The 17,118-nt window shown below is 51.1% G+C and carries 18 protein-coding genes; 14 read left to right on the top strand and 4 right to left on the bottom strand.

The features are described from left to right. Nucleotides 1–12 precede the first annotated feature (12 nt). The 3 genes from ydiJ to OH663_RS23680 all read left to right on the top strand — a co-directional run bounded on the left by ydiJ (nt 13) and on the right by OH663_RS23680 (nt 3,742). Nucleotides 13–3,069 (top strand): D-2-hydroxyglutarate dehydrogenase YdiJ, encoded by a 3,057-nt coding sequence (gene ydiJ, locus OH663_RS23690; protein ID WP_200011684.1) that lies wholly within the window; start codon nt 13–15, stop codon nt 3,067–3,069. Continuing rightward, nucleotides 3,066–3,476 carry a 1,4-dihydroxy-2-naphthoyl-CoA hydrolase gene (gene menI, locus OH663_RS23685; RefSeq protein WP_045442199.1) on the top strand — a complete coding sequence of 137 codons (411 nt, stop codon included), beginning with the start codon at nt 3,066–3,068 and terminating at the stop codon, nt 3,474–3,476. The genes ydiJ and menI overlap by 4 nt, the downstream gene beginning before the upstream one ends. A gap of 77 nt (nt 3,477–3,553) precedes the next feature. Then, nucleotides 3,554–3,742 carry a YdiH family protein gene (locus tag OH663_RS23680; protein WP_045449579.1) on the top strand — a complete coding sequence of 63 codons (189 nt, stop codon included), beginning with the start codon at nt 3,554–3,556 and terminating at the stop codon, nt 3,740–3,742. Between the two features lie 67 nt (nt 3,743–3,809). Here the strand turns inward: OH663_RS23680 and OH663_RS23675 are convergent, their stop codons facing one another. Further along, the gene (locus OH663_RS23675; RefSeq protein ID WP_045442202.1) at nt 3,810–4,661 is read right to left on the bottom strand and encodes a Vmh family MBL fold metallo-hydrolase; all 852 of its coding nucleotides are present in this window, start codon (nt 4,659–4,661) and stop codon (nt 3,810–3,812) included. Between the two features lie 124 nt (nt 4,662–4,785). Between OH663_RS23675 and OH663_RS23670 the strand changes: the two genes are divergently transcribed. From OH663_RS23670 to ldtE, 8 genes are all read left to right on the top strand, one after another. Beyond that, nucleotides 4,786–5,661, top strand: a complete 876-nt coding sequence (locus tag OH663_RS23670; protein WP_200011686.1) for a LysR family transcriptional regulator — start codon at nt 4,786–4,788, stop codon at nt 5,659–5,661. Nucleotides 5,662–6,136: 475 nt separating this feature from the next. Continuing rightward, nucleotides 6,137–6,505: a Fe-S cluster assembly scaffold SufA gene (gene sufA / locus OH663_RS23665; protein WP_048221575.1), complete on the top strand. Its 369-nt coding sequence runs from the start codon at nt 6,137–6,139 to the stop codon at nt 6,503–6,505. Between the two features lie 8 nt (nt 6,506–6,513). Continuing rightward, nucleotides 6,514–8,001, top strand: a complete 1,488-nt coding sequence (sufB, locus tag OH663_RS23660) for a Fe-S cluster assembly protein SufB (protein ID WP_045442211.1) — start codon at nt 6,514–6,516, stop codon at nt 7,999–8,001. A gap of 16 nt (nt 8,002–8,017) precedes the next feature. Then, nucleotides 8,018–8,764 carry a Fe-S cluster assembly ATPase SufC gene (gene sufC, locus OH663_RS23655; RefSeq protein ID WP_045442214.1) on the top strand — a complete coding sequence of 249 codons (747 nt, stop codon included), beginning with the start codon at nt 8,018–8,020 and terminating at the stop codon, nt 8,762–8,764. After that, complete coding sequence (gene sufD, locus OH663_RS23650) at nt 8,739–10,010, top strand: Fe-S cluster assembly protein SufD (protein WP_200011688.1); 1,272 nt, start codon at nt 8,739–8,741, stop codon at nt 10,008–10,010. Before sufC ends, sufD begins: the two co-directional genes overlap by 26 nt. Continuing rightward, complete coding sequence (gene sufS / locus OH663_RS23645) at nt 10,007–11,227, top strand: cysteine desulfurase SufS (protein WP_045442219.1); 1,221 nt, start codon at nt 10,007–10,009, stop codon at nt 11,225–11,227. The genes sufD and sufS overlap by 4 nt, the downstream gene beginning before the upstream one ends. Before the next feature lie 12 nt (nt 11,228–11,239). Continuing rightward, on the top strand, nt 11,240–11,656 hold the full coding sequence (sufE, locus tag OH663_RS23640) for a cysteine desulfuration protein SufE (RefSeq protein WP_045442222.1): 417 nt from the start codon (nt 11,240–11,242) through the stop codon (nt 11,654–11,656). 123 nt (nt 11,657–11,779) lie between these two features. Further along, entirely contained in the window at nt 11,780–12,784 is a 1,005-nt protein-coding gene (gene ldtE, locus OH663_RS23635) for a L,D-transpeptidase LdtE (protein ID WP_048221573.1), read from the top strand. Between the two features lie 69 nt (nt 12,785–12,853). On the opposite strand, the gene lpp is transcribed toward ldtE, so the two are convergent. The 3 genes from lpp to ynhH form a co-directional block, all read right to left on the bottom strand. Next, nucleotides 12,854–13,090, bottom strand: coding sequence for a murein lipoprotein Lpp (gene lpp, locus OH663_RS23630; RefSeq protein WP_003029373.1), 237 nt, complete (start codon nt 13,088–13,090; stop codon nt 12,854–12,856). A gap of 309 nt (nt 13,091–13,399) precedes the next feature. Further along, entirely contained in the window at nt 13,400–14,812 is a 1,413-nt protein-coding gene (gene pykF, locus OH663_RS23625) for a pyruvate kinase PykF (protein WP_045442228.1), read from the bottom strand. A gap of 7 nt (nt 14,813–14,819) precedes the next feature. After that, on the bottom strand, nt 14,820–15,050 hold the full coding sequence (gene ynhH / locus OH663_RS26185) for a protein YnhH (protein WP_420808585.1): 231 nt from the start codon (nt 15,048–15,050) through the stop codon (nt 14,820–14,822). On the opposite strand from ynhH, the gene OH663_RS23620 reads away from it, so the two are divergent. From OH663_RS23620 to OH663_RS23610, 3 genes are all read left to right on the top strand, one after another. Continuing rightward, entirely contained in the window at nt 14,997–15,233 is a 237-nt protein-coding gene (locus tag OH663_RS23620; protein ID WP_045442231.1) for a hypothetical protein, read from the top strand. The genes ynhH and OH663_RS23620 overlap by 54 nt on opposite strands. Before the next feature lie 154 nt (nt 15,234–15,387). Further along, a complete protein-coding gene (locus OH663_RS23615; RefSeq protein ID WP_045442234.1) occupies nt 15,388–16,410 on the top strand; it encodes a methionine ABC transporter ATP-binding protein in 1,023 nt (340 codons plus the stop codon). Further along, nucleotides 16,403–17,071: a methionine ABC transporter permease gene (locus tag OH663_RS23610; protein ID WP_045442237.1), complete on the top strand. Its 669-nt coding sequence runs from the start codon at nt 16,403–16,405 to the stop codon at nt 17,069–17,071. The genes OH663_RS23615 and OH663_RS23610 overlap by 8 nt, the downstream gene beginning before the upstream one ends. Nucleotides 17,072–17,118: the final 47 nt, after the last annotated feature.

Below are 17,118 nucleotides of genomic sequence, written 5' to 3'. Positions count from 1 at the left end.
AGGGTCACTATAATGATTCCACAAATTTCTCAGGCACCCGGTGTTGTTCAACTGGTGCTCAATTTTTTGCAAGCGCTGGAGCAGCAAGGATTCACGGGCGATACGGCAACGAGCTATGCCGATCGTCTGACAATGTCGACGGATAACAGTATCTATCAGCTTCTTCCAGATGCCGTGGTTTTTCCGCGTTCGACGGCAGATGTGGCGCTTATCGCCCGCCTGGCGGCTGAACCTCTTTTTTCCTCGTTGATTTTTACCCCTCGCGGCGGCGGGACAGGAACAAACGGTCAGGCTCTGAATCAGGGCATCATCGTCGATATGTCCCGCTATATGAGCCGCATTATTGAAATTAATCCGCAAGAGGGGTGGGTGCGGGTGGAAGCCGGGGTGATAAAAGACCAGCTCAATCAGTATCTGAAACCCTACGGCTATTTCTTCGCACCAGAATTGTCCACCAGTAACCGGGCGACGCTTGGCGGGATGATCAACACCGATGCGTCCGGGCAAGGGTCGCTGGTTTACGGTAAGACCTCCGATCACGTACTGGGTGTACGTGCGGTGCTAATGGGCGGCGACATTCTTGATACCCAACCCATGCCGGTTGAACTTGCTGAAATGCTCGGCAACACGAATACCTCCATTGGTCGCATCTATAAGACGGTATACCAGCGCTGTCGCGAAAAGCGCCAGTTGATCATCGATAAATTTCCTAAGCTCAATCGCTTTTTAACCGGCTACGATCTGCGGCACGTTTTTAACGACGAGATGACCGAGTTTGATTTAACCCGCATCCTCACCGGCTCTGAAGGCACGCTGGCGTTTATCACCGAAGCCCGCCTGGATATCACGCCGTTGCCGAAAGTTCGACGCCTGGTAAACGTCAAATACGACTCTTTTGATTCGGCGCTGCGTAATGCGCCAGTGATGGTTGAAGCGCGTGCGTTGTCGGTGGAAACCGTCGACTCCAAAGTTCTTAATCTGGCGCGTGAAGACATTGTCTGGCACTCCGTTAGTGAACTGATTACCGATGTACCGAATAAAGAGATGCTGGGTCTGAACATCGTGGAGTTTGCGGGTGACGACGAAGCTTTGATTGATACGCAGGTTAGTGCCCTTTGCGAGCGCATTGACGGGTTAATCGCCCGCCAGGAGGCCGGCGTGATTGGCTGGCAGTTGTGTACCGAACTGGCAGGTGTTGAGCGTATTTACGCGATGCGAAAAAAAGCGGTTGGTCTGCTGGGTAATGCAAAAGGCTCCGCAAAACCGATTCCGTTTGCGGAGGATACCTGCGTACCGCCAGAACATCTGGCTGATTATATTGCCGAGTTCCGCGCATTACTCGACAGCCATGGCCTGAGCTATGGCATGTTTGGTCACGTGGATGCGGGTGTACTGCACGTCAGACCGGCGCTGGATATGTGTGATCCGCAGCAGGAAGTGCTGATGAAACGCATCTCTGATGATGTAGTGGCACTGACGGCAAAATACGGCGGTCTGCTGTGGGGTGAGCACGGAAAAGGGTTCCGGGCAGAATACAGCCCGGCGTTTTTCGGTGATGAACTGTATAGCGAACTGCGCAAAGTGAAGGCGGTGTTTGACCCGCAAAACCGTCTGAATCCTGGCAAAATCTGTCCACCAGAGGGCGTTAATGCGCCGATGATGAAAGTGGATGCGGTTAAACGCGGCACTTATGACCGCCAGATCCCGCTGGCCGTAAGGCAGGAATGGCGTGGAGCAATGGAGTGTAATGGCAACGGGTTATGTTTTAACTTTGATGCGAAAAGCCCAATGTGCCCGTCGATGAAAATCAGCCTCAACCGTATTCACTCGCCAAAAGGGCGGGCAACGCTGGTACGTGAATGGCTGCGTCTGCTGGCCGATCGCGGGATCGATCCTGTTAAGCTGGAAAAAGAGTTACCGGAGAAACGTGCCAGTTTGCGTACCCTGATTGCCCGAACCCGCAACAGCTGGCATGCGCGCAAGGGCGAGTATGATTTCTCACATGAAGTGAAAGAGGCGATGTCCGGGTGTCTGGCCTGCAAGGCATGTTCCACGCAGTGTCCGATTAAAATTGACGTACCGGAATTCCGCTCGCGCTTCCTGCAGTTGTACCACACGCGCTATCTGCGCCCGCTACGCGATCATATGGTGGCGACCGTCGAAAGCTATGCGCCGTTAATGGCGCGCGCTCCGAAAACATTTAACTTTTTCATCAACCAACCGCTGGTGCGCAATCTGGCTAAAAAGCATATCGGTATGGTGGATTTACCATTGCTGTCAGCTCCGTCGTTACAACGCCAACTGGTAGGACACCGTTCCGCCAACATGACGCTGGAGCAGCTTGAGGTATTGAGTCCGGAACAGAAGGCTCGCACGGTACTGGTGGTGCAGGATCCGTTTACCAGCTACTACGATGCGCAGGTGGTGGCGGATTTCATCCGCCTGGTGGAAAAACTAGGGTTACAGCCGGTACTTCTGCCGTTCTCGCCCAATGGCAAAGCGCAGCATATTAAGGGCTTTTTAAACCGTTTTGCTAAAACCGCGAAAAAGACATCCGAATTCCTTAATCGTGTGGCGAAGCTGAAAATCCCGATGGTTGGCGTCGATCCGGCGTTGGTGCTGTGCTATCGCGACGAGTACAAACTGGCACTGGGCGAGCAGCGGGGTGATTTCCATGTACAGTTGGTTAACGAATGGCTGTCGACTGTTCTTGAATCGCAGCAACCGACTGCCCTCGGCGGTGAATCGTGGTACTTCTTTGGACATTGCACCGAAGTGACGGCTTTACCCGGCTCACCTGCACAGTGGGCGGCCATTTTTGCCCGATTTGGGGCAAAACTGGAAAATGTCAGCGTAGGTTGTTGTGGGATGGCGGGGACGTATGGTCACGAAGTGAAGAATCACCAGAACTCACTGGGGATCTATGAGCTATCATGGCACCAGGCAATGCAGCGATTGCCGCGTAACCGCTGTCTGGCCGCAGGATATTCTTGCCGCAGCCAGGTTAAACGCGTTGAAGGCACGGGCGTTCGCCATCCATTACAGGCACTGCTGGAGATTATAGGATGATCTGGAAACGTGAAGTCACACTCGAGGCCCTGAATGCCATGGGTGAGGGGAACATGGTTGGGTTGCTTGATATTCGTTTTGTGCACATCGGTGACGATACTCTGGAAGCGACAATGCCGGTGGATCATCGCACGAAACAACCATTTGGCCTGTTACATGGAGGAGCCTCCGTGGTGCTGGCTGAGAGTATTGGATCGGTCGCCGGATATCTTTGCACTCAGGGTGATCAAAAAGTGGTGGGACTGGAAGTGAACGCCAACCACATTCGTTCTGCGCGTGAAGGACGCGTCAGAGGCGTTTGTAGCGCTCTGCATACCGGTTCTCGTCACCAGGTCTGGCAAATCGAAATCTTCGATGAACAGGGGAGATTGTGCTGCACTTCGCGTCTGACGACAGCGATACTGTGACGCATTTTGCTTTTGGTCATAATGTGTGCAGAGGAAGGTGCTATACTGTGCAGGTTTTGAACACAAGCGAGGATGATATGTCTACCCAATTAGACCCGGCCCTACTGGCAATAGAATTTTTACGTCGTGATAAAACCGATCTTTCACCTGCTCAGTATTTGAAAAGACTGAAACAACTGGAGCTGGAGTTTGCCGATTTACTGACGCTCTCTTCGACTGAACTGAAAGAAGAGATCTATTTTGCCTGGCGCCTGGGCGTTCATTGATTCCAGTATGCTAATCGTGATAAAACCCCGACACCTGTTCGGGGTTATTTTTTGCGTTAAATCTTGTTTACCACTTCATCTCACCTGTATTTACTTTCGCACTCAATTCCAGAGAGCTGGCATCCGCAAGGCCGGGCCAGGCGGCAGTCATCGTTTTAATCACGTAGTCTGAGCCTTTTTTAGCTCCAAGTGCCTGTTCAAACGACTGTAAGTAATCCTGGGTGAAGCGAATCGCTTTATCGCCCGCCGGCAGTTCGCCAATGTAATGGCCTGGAATGACCTGAGTTGGCTGCAAAGCCTGCATTTCACTGAGTACATTACGCCATTGCGCACGTTGTTCAGAGGACTGAGTATCCGCCGTCCAGACATGAATACCAGAAGCTACACCGGTTCCACCGAGGATTGCGCGATTGGCTGGGATCCAGACGTAAGCGGCATAATCATCAGGATGGCGGAGTTCCAGGGTTTCACCATCAACGGTAAAACGCGTTTGTGTTGTGGCTTGCGGTACGGTGAGAGACGCTGGCGCACCGTCTTTCATCTGGGGGCCCCAGAATTGCAGTTTGGCCTCTTTAGTGGCGCGAATATGATCCACCACGTGAGGCGTTGCCAGTATTTTTACGTCAGGGAACGCTTTTACAATCGGTTCAAGGCCAAAATAGAAATCCGGATCGCCGGAGGTAATTACGATAGCTTTGAGTTTTTTTCCGCTGGCGTGGATCATCTGCACCAGCTTTTCGCCATCTTTGGTGCTGAATTGCGCATCAAACAAAATGGCCTCTTTCGGACCAGACACCAACGTTGAGGAGACAGGGAAAATAGCCTTTTCCTGCGGGTTGTAAACATCAAGCTGGAGTGGGGCAGCAAATACCGGGGAGGCGAACAGTGGCAACAGCAGGGCCAGGTTTTTAACTTTCATAATGGAATAACCTTTTGCAGATGAAATTGTCTTTTGCACGTCTCTTATTTTAAGGAAATTCGGATCTGTTAGAATTCCTCTATCAGGACATGCTGAGTTTCATAAAACGATCGGATGGGATGCGATGGACAGAGTCATGGCGGCAACAGTATTTAATCATATTTGTGATTTGGGCAGTCTGAGTGCCGCCGCACGAGCGCTGGGTCTTTCCAGACCGATGGTCAGTCGCTATCTCGATGAGATGGAGAAATGGGCCGGTGCACGGTTGATCCACCGTTCATCTCGTCGGTTAACGATCACGCCTGCCGGTGAGGAGGCGTTGGTGAAAACCCGCTCGCTGGCGCAATTGTCGCTGGATATTGGTGCCGCCAGTGTGACCGAAGTTCCTTCCGGTACGTTACGGGTGGCCTGCGCACATTTCACCGCTATGCATATTCTTGCCCCGGTGCTGCCCGCTTTTCTGGCGCGTTATCCTGAACTCCGTATTGAGGTTGAAATTAATAATCAACCGGTTAGCCTTGTGGGGGAACGTATTGATGTGGCGATCCGTATCACGGACAATCCCGAGCCAGGAAACATCGCCCGTCGGTTAGGAGACTGTGAGTCGGTGCTATGTGCCTCTGCTGATTATCTTCGTCTGCATGGTACTCCCCACACGGTTGCAGAACTCGCACAACATAATTGCCTCTACTACAGCGGATTTGCCGGAAAATCATGGCATTTTCAGAATGAGAACGCCGAGGTTGTCTCTGTGGCAATAAAAGGGAATTTGAGCGCGGGTATCTCTTCGCTTTTATGCGAGTCGGCGCTGGCGGGAATGGGGATCGCGCTGGTACCAGAGCAGGAGGCGAGAGAAGGCCTGGCGCAGGGACAATTGGTGCGACTACTGCCACAGTTGCAGCCGAGACGCTTGCCGATTTACGGATTATACCTTTCGCGTGAGCATCAGCCTGCAGGGCTGCGTCTGTTGCTGGATGCCCTCAATCAGACACAAAATTAAAAATGTGAAGTGAGCCAGATTATAAAACAGGCGAATCGCAGTTTGTGTTAAAAATGGCTCACCGGGATATGAGACTATTCCTAACGCCCCTTCAAGAGCTAAGCCATCGTGAGTGCCGGAGATAAGCGCCGGATGGGGCCGGAACCCTTAAGCCTGCTAACCAGCAGCCTTAAGGGTTTTTTATTGCCTGTGTTTACCCGCATCCAATTCTTCTCCTATTCCTTAAATAGACATTATCTATACATCTTTTCGTGTTTGACCTGCCTGAACGATTTGGTTTTCATAATCTATTATTTATCAATGCATTGAACAAAATAATCCATCTCTGTGAACCCTCGCCGCAGGGTCTATGCTTAATAAAAGTAGCCAAAAAGGGCGGTTAACCCGAATGCCCCTGCTGTTGAGGGGTTGAAGTGATAATCATTATCACTAACATGATGTTATAGCTTGAAGGCTAATTACTCGAGGTAACCCTATGGAATTGCATTCAGGAACATTTGATCCGGACGACTTTGCATGGCGTGGATTGACGTTAACGCCCGCTGCTGCGGCACATATTCGCGAGCTGGTGGCAAAACAGCCCGATATGTTGGGCGTCCGATTAGGCGTGAAGCAAACGGGATGTGCGGGATTCGGCTATGTGCTGGGCACCGTCAGTCAACCGGATAAAGACGACCTGCTATTTGAAACGGATGGCGCCAGACTCTACGTAGCGTTACAGGCGATGCCGTTTATCGACGGAACTGAAGTCGATTTTGTTCGTGAAGGATTAAATCAGTTATTTAAATTTCATAACCCGAAAGCACAGAACGAATGCGGCTGTGGCGAAAGTTTTGGGGTATAGGCGGTACTATGTCTCGTAACACTGAAGCAACTGACGATGTCAACACCTGGTCTGGCGGGCACCTCAATTACAAAGAGGGGTTCTTCACCCAACTAAAAACCGATGAACTCGCGAAAGGAATCAACGAAGAGGTGGTTCGCGCGATTTCCGCGAAGCGCAACGAGCCTGAGTGGATGCTCGAATTTCGTCTTAACGCGTTCCGAGCGTGGCTGACGATGGAAGAGCCGCACTGGCTAAAAGCGCATTACGAAAAACTGAATTATCAGGATTACAGCTATTACTCTGCACCTTCTTGCGGTAATTGTGATGAAACCTGCGCGTCGGAGCCGGGAGCGGTGCAACAGACGGGCGCGAATGCGTTTTTAAGCAAAGAAGTTGAGGACGCGTTTGAACAGCTTGGCGTGCCGGTCCGCGAAGGTAAAGAAGTGGCGGTAGATGCCATTTTTGACTCGGTATCGGTTGCTACGACCTACCGCGACAAGCTGGCAGAGCAGGGTATTATTTTCTGTTCGTTCGGTGAGGCCATTCACGATCACCCGGATCTCGTGAGGCAGTATCTCGGTACTGTCGTTCCGGGTAATGACAATTTCTTTGCCGCGTTAAATGCGGCGGTAGCTTCAGACGGTACGTTCATTTATGTGCCGAAAGGCGTGCGCTGTCCGATGGAGCTTTCCACGTATTTCCGTATTAATGCGGAAAAAACCGGGCAGTTTGAACGCACGATTCTGGTGGCGGATGAGGGCAGTTACGTCAGCTATATCGAAGGTTGTTCGGCACCAGTGCGTGACAGCTACCAACTGCATGCGGCGGTGGTGGAAGTTATCATCCATAAAGATGCTGAAGTGAAGTACTCGACGGTACAAAACTGGTTCCCCGGAGATGGAAATACAGGCGGCATCCTGAACTTCGTCACCAAACGTGCGCTGTGTGAAGGTGAGAACAGCAAGATGTCCTGGACGCAGTCGGAAACCGGCTCGGCTATCACCTGGAAATACCCGAGCTGTATTTTGCGCGGTGACAATTCTATCGGTGAGTTCTATTCCGTCGCGCTGACCAGTGGGTATCAGCAGGCTGATACCGGCACCAAAATGATACACATTGGCAAGAACACCAAATCAACCATCATATCGAAGGGAATTTCCGCCGGGCACAGCCAGAACAGCTATCGCGGTCTGGTGAAAATCATGCCGACCGCCACCAACGCCCGTAACTACACCCAATGTGACTCCATGCTGATTGGTGCGGACTGCGGGGCGCACACCTTCCCGTATGTCGAGTGTCGTAACAACAGCGCCCAGCTTGAACACGAAGCTACAACCTCACGCATCGGTGAAGATCAGTTGTTCTATTGCCTGCAGCGCGGTATCAGCGAAGAAGATGCCATCTCAATGATCGTCAACGGTTTTTGTAAAGACGTGTTCTCTGAACTGCCGCTGGAATTTGCTGTGGAAGCGCAAAAACTTCTCGCCATTAGTCTTGAACACAGCGTCGGCTAAAATTTAAGGAAAGCACATGTTAAGTATTAAAGATTTACAGGTCAGTGTGGAAGATAAGGCGATTCTGCGTGGGCTTAGCCTTGAGATTCGCCCCGGCGAAGTGCACGCCATTATGGGACCAAACGGTTCAGGGAAAAGTACGCTGTCTGCGACGCTCGCCGGGCGTGAAGATTATGAAGTGACCGGTGGCACGGTTGAATTCAACGGAAAGGATTTGCTGGAACTGTCACCTGAAGACCGCGCCGGAGAAGGCATATTTATGGCGTTTCAGTATCCGGTGGAAATCCCGGGCGTCAGCAATCAGTTTTTCCTGCAAACGGCACTTAATGCGGTGCGTAGCTACCGCGGGGAAGAGGTTCTGGACCGCTTTGACTTCCAGGATTTGATGGAAGAAAAAATTGAGTTGTTAAAGATGCCGGAAGATTTGCTCACCCGTTCGGTGAACGTGGGCTTCTCTGGCGGTGAGAAAAAGCGTAACGATATTCTGCAAATGGCGGTACTGGAGCCGGAGCTGTGCATTCTCGATGAGTCCGACTCCGGGCTGGATATTGACGCGTTGAAGATTGTCGCGGATGGCGTGAACTCGCTACGGGACGGCAAGCGGTCGTTCATTATCGTCACCCACTATCAGCGCATCCTGGACTATATCAAACCCGATTACGTTCACGTTCTCTACCAGGGGCGAATTGTGAAGTCCGGTGATTTCACACTGGTCAAACAGCTGGAGGAGCAAGGATATGGCTGGCTTAGTGAACAGCAGTAATGTGCTACAACAGTGGCACCATCTGTTTGAGGCGCAGGGCGAAAATCGTTCGCAACACGCGCAACAGCACCTGCAACAGATGCTGCGTCTGGGGCTGCCTACGCGCAAACATGAGGACTGGAAATATACCCCGCTGGAAGGATTAACCACCGGACAGTTTGTCAGTCGTTTTTCAGAAATTAGTTCGACACAGTGCGAGGCGTTGTCGACAGGTATTGATGCCATCCGTCTGGTTTTTGTCGATGGACAGTTTTGCCCGACGCTCAGCGACAGCGTGGACGGCAGCGGTTTCGACGTGAGTATTGACGACACACGCCTGGGGCTACCGGCGCCGATTCAGCCTGAAGTGTTTCTGCATCTGACTGAAAGCCTGTCTCGTAGCGTGACACACATTCACGTCAAGCGTAATCAGCGCCCGACGAAACCGCTATTACTCATGCACATTACCCAGGGACTGGCGGGAGATGAGATCAATACAGCGCATTATCGTCACCATCTTGAACTGGCGGAAGGCGCGGAAGCCACTGTCGTTGAACATTACGTCAGCCTCAACGATGCGCGTCATTTTACGGGTGCACGCTTAACAATGAACGTGGCGGCAAACGCCCATTTGCATCACATCAAGCTGGCGTTTGAAAACCCGGTCAGTCATCACTTTGCTCATAACGACATGCAGTTAGGGGCGGATGCGACGGCCATAAGCTACAGCTTTTTGCTCGGCGATGCGGTATTGCGTCACAACACCAGCACTCAACTGAACGGCGAAAATACCACGCTGCGGATTAACAGTCTGGCGATGCCGGTAAAAAATGAAGTCTGCGATACCCGTACGTGGCTGGAGCATAACAAGGGCTATTGCAATAGTCGTCAGCTACATAAGACGATCGTCAGCGATAAAGGTCGGGCAGTGTTCAATGGCCTGATCAATGTGGCGCAGCATGCCATCAAAACCGACGGGCAAATGACCAACAATAATTTGCTGCTTGGTAAACTGGCGGAAGTGGACACCAAGCCGCAACTGGAAATATACGCTGATGACGTGAAATGTAGTCATGGTGCGACGGTAGGGCGGATCGACGATGAACAGATGTTCTATCTCCGATCCCGCGGGATCGGCCAGCAGGATGCTCAACAGATGATTCTCTATGCGTTTGCCGCTGAGCTAACAGAAGCCCTGCGCGATGAAACGCTGAAACAACAGGTTCTGGCGCGGATCGCTCAACGCCTGCCGGGAGGCGTAGCATGACATTTCCGATTGAAAAAGTGCGGGCTGACTTTCCTGTCCTGACGCGTGAAGTGAACGGTTTGCCGTTGGCCTACCTGGACAGCGCCGCCAGTGCACAAAAGCCGAATCAAGTGATTGATGCCGAGGCTGAGTTTTACCGCCATAGTTATGCTGCCGTCCACCGGGGTATTCATACGCTCAGCGCCCAGGCCACGGAGAAAATGGAGAATGTGCGTAAGCTGGCTTCTCTGTTTATTAACGCCCGTTCAGCCGAAGAACTGGTGTTTGTGCGTGGTACGACGGAGGGTATTAACCTGGTAGCCAACAGTTGGGGCAGTAGCAATGTGCGGGCAGGTGATAACATTATCATTAGCGAGATGGAGCACCATGCCAACATTGTTCCGTGGCAGATGTTGTGCGCCCGCGTAGGCGCAGAGCTGCGCATTATTCCTCTCAATACTGATGGCACGTTGCAACTGGATCTGCTACCGACGCTGTTCGATGACCGCAGCAAACTGCTGGCTATTACCCATGTATCAAACGTGCTGGGGACAGAAAACCCGTTGTCGGAGATGATTGCGCTGGCGCATGAGCACGGCGCGAAAGTGCTGGTGGATGGCGCGCAGGCTGTGATGCACCACAAAGTGGATGTACAGGCGCTGGATTGCGACTTTTATGTCTTTTCCGGGCATAAACTTTACGGCCCAACCGGCATTGGCGTGCTGTATGCCAGGGAATCTCTGCTGCAAGAGATGCCGCCGTGGGAAGGCGGGGGATCGATGATAGCGACAGTTAGCCTGACCCAGGGGACGACATGGGCTAAAGCCCCCTGGCGCTTTGAGGCTGGAACACCTAACACCGGGGGGATTATCGGTCTGGGAGCCGCTATCGAGTATGTCAGTGCGTTAGGGCTCGAGGAAATCAGCGAGTATGAGCAGTTCATGATGAGCTATGCGCTTGAGCAACTGGCGAGCGTCCCGGACCTGATCCTCTATGGACCTAAAGACCGACTGGGCGTCATTGCGTTTAATCTTGGTAAGCATCACGCGTACGACGTCGGCAGTTTTCTTGATAACTACGGGATTGCCGTGCGGACGGGACATCACTGCGCCATGCCGTTGATGGCGTACTATAACGTTCCCGCAATGTGTCGGGCTTCGATTGCCATGTACAACACCCATGAAGAAGTGGACCGTCTGGTGACGGGACTGAAACGTATTCATCACTTACTGGGTTAATAGAGAGGCGTTATGGCTGCGCTACCGGATAAAGAAAAATTGTTGCGTAATTTTCTGCGTTGCGCTAATTGGGAAGAGAAGTACCTGTATATTATTGAATTGGGTCAGCGTTTGCCGGAATTAAATACCGACGATCGCTGTCCGGAAAACAGCATTCAGGGATGCCAGAGTCAGGTATGGATAGTAATGCGTCAGAATGCTGACGGTATTATTGAATTACAGGGCGACAGTGATGCGGCAATTGTGAAAGGGCTAATCGCCGTGGTATTCATTTTGTATAACCGGATGACAGCCCAGGATATTGTGAATTTTGACGTGCGTCCGTGGTTTGAAAAAATGGCGCTCGCACAGCATCTCACACCGTCTCGTTCACAGGGGCTTGAAGCGATGATTCGCGCTATTCGCACGAAAGCTGCAACTCTTAGCTAAACTGATAAAACATATCATCCTTCAGGTTGACCCGGATGATTATTTACAGAGCAACGCAGTGACTCGTAGGCCGGATAAGGTATTCACCGGTATCCGGCAATAACGCCAGGGGGGTGAGTGAGTATGAAACGCGCGTCTATTATTACTCTAATGCTGATCGGCGCTTACAGCGCTATACAGGCCGCCTGGGCGGTCGATTATCCTTTGCCCCAGGCAAACAGTCGTCTTGTTGGGCAGAATCAAACCTATACCGTGCAGGAGAGCGATAAGAACTTACAGGCAATAGCCCGTCGGTTCGACACCGCGGCGATGCTGATCCTCGAAGCCAATAACACCATCGCTCCCGTACCGAAACCCGGAACCCTGATTACTATTCCTTCGCAACTGCTGTTACCGGATGCCCCGCGTGAAGGCATTATTGTAAATCTGGCGGAACTGCGTCTCTATTACTTCCCGCCGGGAGAAAATATTGTTCAGGTTTTCCCGATTGGCATCGGTCTGCAGGGGCTGGAAACTCCGGTGATGGAAACCCGGGTCGGGCAAAAAATACCTAATCCCACCTGGACACCTACACCAGGCATTCGTAAGCGTTCTCTTGAGCGTGGTATTACGTTGCCTCCTGTGGTGCCCGCTGGGCCAAATAACCCGCTAGGACGCTTTGCACTGCGTCTGGCGCATGGTAACGGTGAATACCTTATTCACGGAACCAGCGCACCTGACAGCGTTGGCCTGCGCGTGAGCTCCGGATGCATCCGCATGAATGCGCCGGACATCAAAGCCCTGTTTGCTCAGGTCAGAACGGGAACTCCGGTCAGAGTGATTAATGAGCCGATAAAATATTCCGTTGAACCAAACGGTATGCGGTACGTGGAAGTGCATCGTCCATTATCGCCGGAAGAAGAACAGAACGTTCAGACCATGCCGTATGTGCTGCCGGCTGGTTTTACTCAGTTCAAGGAAAGTAATGCAGTAGATCATAGTCTGGTGGAACGCGCGCTTTATCGGCGTGCGGGATATCCGGTCACCGTAACGGCCGGACAGACGCAAGAGACCACCAACGGGGTGGAAGTTAAATCTGCGCAGAATGGAATGCCTGGCGCGGGAGAGGAAATGCGCACAACGCAGTAACAGGGAAGCGTAAATTAAAGGCAAAAAAAATGGCGCACAATGTGCGCCATTTTTATTACACAGATACTATTACTTACGGTATTTAGTAGCTGCGTTGTCCAGACGCTGGTTAGCGCGAGCTGCGTCATCTTTAGCAGCCTGAACGTCGGAACGCATTGCGTTCACGTCGTTGCTCAGCTGGTCAACTTTAGCGTTCAGAGTCTGAACGTCAGAAGACAGCTGATCGATTTTAGCGTTGCTGGAGCAACCTGCCAGCAGAGTAGAACCCAGGATTACCGCGCCCAGTACCAGTTTAGTACGATTCATTATTAATACCCTCTAGATTGAGTTAATCTCCATGTAGCGTTACAAGTATTACACAAAGTTTTTTATGTTGAGAATATTTTTTTGATGGGAATGCACTTATTTTTGATCGTTCGCTCAAAGAAGCATCGAATTGTGCAAAAACGGCTAAAAAACCGTGTGAAAACAGAAAGCTTCCATCGGATTCATCTTAGATAATCTCTAATTAGATAGTGAAATCCGATTTGATTTTTTATTAATCATGACTATTGATAAAATAAAAAAAGCGCCACCAGGGCGCTTTTTTTAGCAAATTAATTCACGTCGGAATTATTACAGCACGTGAACAGATGCAGTATTGGTCGTGCCGCTTGGTACCAGCGCGCCGGAAACCATCACCACAACGTCTCCTTTCTGTGCCAGACCGCTTTCTAGTGCAACTTCTTTGCCCAGACGGTAGAAATCATCGGTAGAGCTGATTTCTTTCACTACCTGTGCAACTACGCCTTTGCTCAGCACCAGCTGACGGGCGGTAGTTTCGTTGGTGGTCAGCGCCAGGATGGTGGCATCCGGGAAGTATTTACGTACTGCGCGTGCAGATTTACCGCCCTGGGTAGCCACTACGATCAGCGGAGCGTCCAGTTTTTCAGCAGTTTCAACTGCGCCACGGCAAACGGCTTCAGTAATGCGCAGTTTGCGGCTGTCGTTGTTGAAGTCCAGACGGCTGGTCATTACGCGGTCGGTACGTTCACAGATGGTAGCCATGATGGTCACAGCTTCCAGCGGGTACTTACCTTTAGCGGATTCACCGGACAGCATTACTGCATCGGTACCGTCGAGGATGGCGTTCGCTACGTCGCCAGCTTCAGCACGGGTCGGACGTGGGTTTTTGATCATGGAGTCCAGCATCTGGGTCGCAGTGATAACGACTTTGCGCGCGCGGATACATTTTTCGATGATCATTTTCTGTGCGAAGATAACTTCTTCTACAGGGATCTCAACGCCCATGTCGCCACGAGCAACCATGATACCGTCAGATGCTTCGAGGATTTCGTCGAAGTTGTTCAGACCTTCCTGGTTTTCGATTTTGGAGATGATCTGGATGTTTTCGCCGCCGTGCGCTTTCAGGTGCTCACGGATTTCGATAACGTCAGAACGTTTACGGATGAAGGACGCTGCAACGAAGTCAACGCCTTGCTCGCAACCAAAGATCAGGTCTTGTTTATCTTTTTCAGCCAGTGCTGGCAGTGCGATGGAAACGCCCGGCAGGTTAACGCCTTTGTTTTCGCCCAGATCACCGTTGTTCAGCACTTTACAAATAACTTTGTTACCTTCGATAGCGGTAACTTCCATGCCGATCAGACCGTCGTCAACCAGCACAGTGTTGCCTACGGACAGGTCTTTGGTGAAGCCTTCGTAGGTAACAGCAACGATTTCGTTATTACCAACAACAGATTTGTCGGTAGTAAAAGTGAAGGTCTGGCCCGCTTTCAGAGAAACGTCATTACCGCCTTCCAGTTTAATGGTACGGATTTCCGGACCTTTAGTGTCGAGCAGGATGGCTGCTTTTTTGCCAGTTTTGCTCATCACGTTGCGCAAATTCTTGATGCGCTGACCATGTTCTTCGTAGTCACCGTGGGAGAAGTTCAGACGCATGACGTTCATGCCCGCGTCCAGCATTTTGGTTAACATCTCTTCGGATTCGGTTTTCGGACCGATGGTGCAAACAATTTTCGTCTTTTTCATGACAGTCTTAGTCTTTAAGTTGAGAAGGATATGGAAATCTGGCTTCCGTCGCGCACGGCCGGGAAGCTAAACCTGAGTTGCGAAAGTTGTGATGCCTCGCTCTAAGGATAGGTGACATCAATAAAGCGTGCAGAGGAATGTGTGCTTGCGTTTCAGCCCAACGGGAAGGTGAGTTTTGTAGTCGTTGAGTATTACAGGTCAATGTGCTGAAACCATTCAAGAGACAATTGGCGCGCATTATACGCTGAAAATTATCAAAAAGGAAAATGGAAACAGCGTTTCAAAAGAGTTCTGTGCAGTTTCACAAAAAATATTCACGCATTTGTTCATCGGTATGGATAAAGAGGTTGCCCACGGGCGTGGTTTGTTGCGCAACAAGCTACATTTGTCGTCTGAAATGGCTGTTTTCTGTACATGGTAATGTGATTTTTTCATATTTCTAAAAGTTATATCAAATTCGTTTTAATTCATTTTAAAAGCTAACTTCACTGATTACACTCGTTTGGACATCCATACTGCTAAACAGCTAAAGGCACTAGCAGGATAACGATAAGCAGCAGCGGATACCAAACGACATGATTGTCCTGAAAAATATTTCAAAAGTGTTTACACCAGGCAGGCTTTCCATAACCGCTGTCGATGACGTCAATCTGACGGTTGAACAGGGACAGATTTACGGAATTATTGGCTACAGTGGAGCCGGTAAGAGCACCCTGATACGCCTGCTTAATGGACTCGAAAAACCGACATCCGGCAGTGTGATTATTAATGGTCATGACATCTCAGCAGCAAGCGGAGAATCTCTGCGTCAGGCGCGACTGAAGATCAGCATGGTTTTTCAGCATTTCAATTTACTGTGGTCGCGAACCGTTTTCGAAAACATTGCGTTCTCGATGCAAATTGCTGGCGCTCCGAAAGCGAAAATTAAAGCACGGGTTGCCGAACTGATTACGCTGGTTGGGCTGAGTGGCCGTGAAAATGCTTATCCGTCGCAGCTCAGCGGCGGTCAAAAGCAGCGCGTTGGGATTGCACGGGCGCTTGCGAACAATCCGGACGTGCTGCTGTGTGACGAAGCCACATCGGCGCTGGATCCGCAAACCACCGATCAGATTTTAGATCTACTGCTCGATATTAACCGCCGCTTCAAATTAACGATTGTGCTGATTACTCATGAAATGCATGTGGTGCGCAAAATCTGCGATCGCGTGGCAGTGATGGAGAACGGCAGAGTTGTTGAAGAGGGCGATGTACTTAGCGTCTTCACCCATCCGCAGCAGCCGATTACACGCCAGTTTGTCCGTCAGGTAAGTCAGTATGCTGAGGAGGATGAGTTTAACCCACAGCTGGCAAGCGAACTTGGCGGGGTAGTAATCAAATTAACCTTTACCGGAAACCGCACACACCGGCCTGTTGTTGGGGAACTGACTCTGCGTTACGGCCTGCCATTTAACATTTTGCACGGCAAGATGACGCAAACCGCCCACGGCACATTTGGTCAGCTATGGGTGCACGTTGTGGCCACCGAAGAACAGCTCAGCAATATTCTGGCCGATCTGCGCCACAGCGACATCGACGCGGAGGTAATTCAACATGGTTGAAAATCTGTTTCCCCATCTGAAATGGGACCAACTGTTTGCCGCGACCCAGGAAACGCTCTACATGACCGCGCTGTCCGGCGTGGCGACATTTGTGCTGGGGATTGCGCTTGGACTGGCGCTATTTCTGACGGCTCGTGGAGGTCTATTTCCGAACCGTGCGGTGTACAGCGCCATTTCACTGGTGGTGAATATCTTCCGCTCGATCCCGTTCATCATTCTGATCGTGCTGTTGATCCCGTTTACCAAAGCGATGGTTGGCACCATTCTCGGGGCCAATGCCGCGTTACCTGCACTAATTGTTGGCGCTGCGCCGTTTTATGCACGCCTGGTCGAAATCGCTCTACGTGAAGTGGACAAGGGTGTCATTGAAGCGACCCGCTCGATGGGCGCGCGTCTGAGTACGCTTATTTTTCGGGTTTTACTGCCTGAATCATCACCGGCTCTGGTGTCCGGGATCACCGTGACGCTGATTGCGTTGGTTAGTTACAGCGCGATGGCTGGTGTGATTGGTGCAGGTGGTTTAGGGAATTTGGCTTATCTGGAAGGATTCCAGCGCAACCACAGCGACGTCACGCTGGTGGCGACGGTGACCATACTTGTCATCGTCTTCATTATCCAGCTTTGCGGCGATGTGATCACCTCTCTGTTAGATAAACGCTAATAAAATACGGAAACCATAATCATGAAAAAATCACTGACATTACTCGC

The organism is Citrobacter sp. Marseille-Q5395 (genome assembly GCF_947057495.1).
Classification (GTDB): Bacteria; Pseudomonadota; Gammaproteobacteria; order Enterobacterales; family Enterobacteriaceae; genus Citrobacter; species Citrobacter murliniae.
This window is presented reverse-complemented; position numbering and strand designations above follow the sequence as displayed.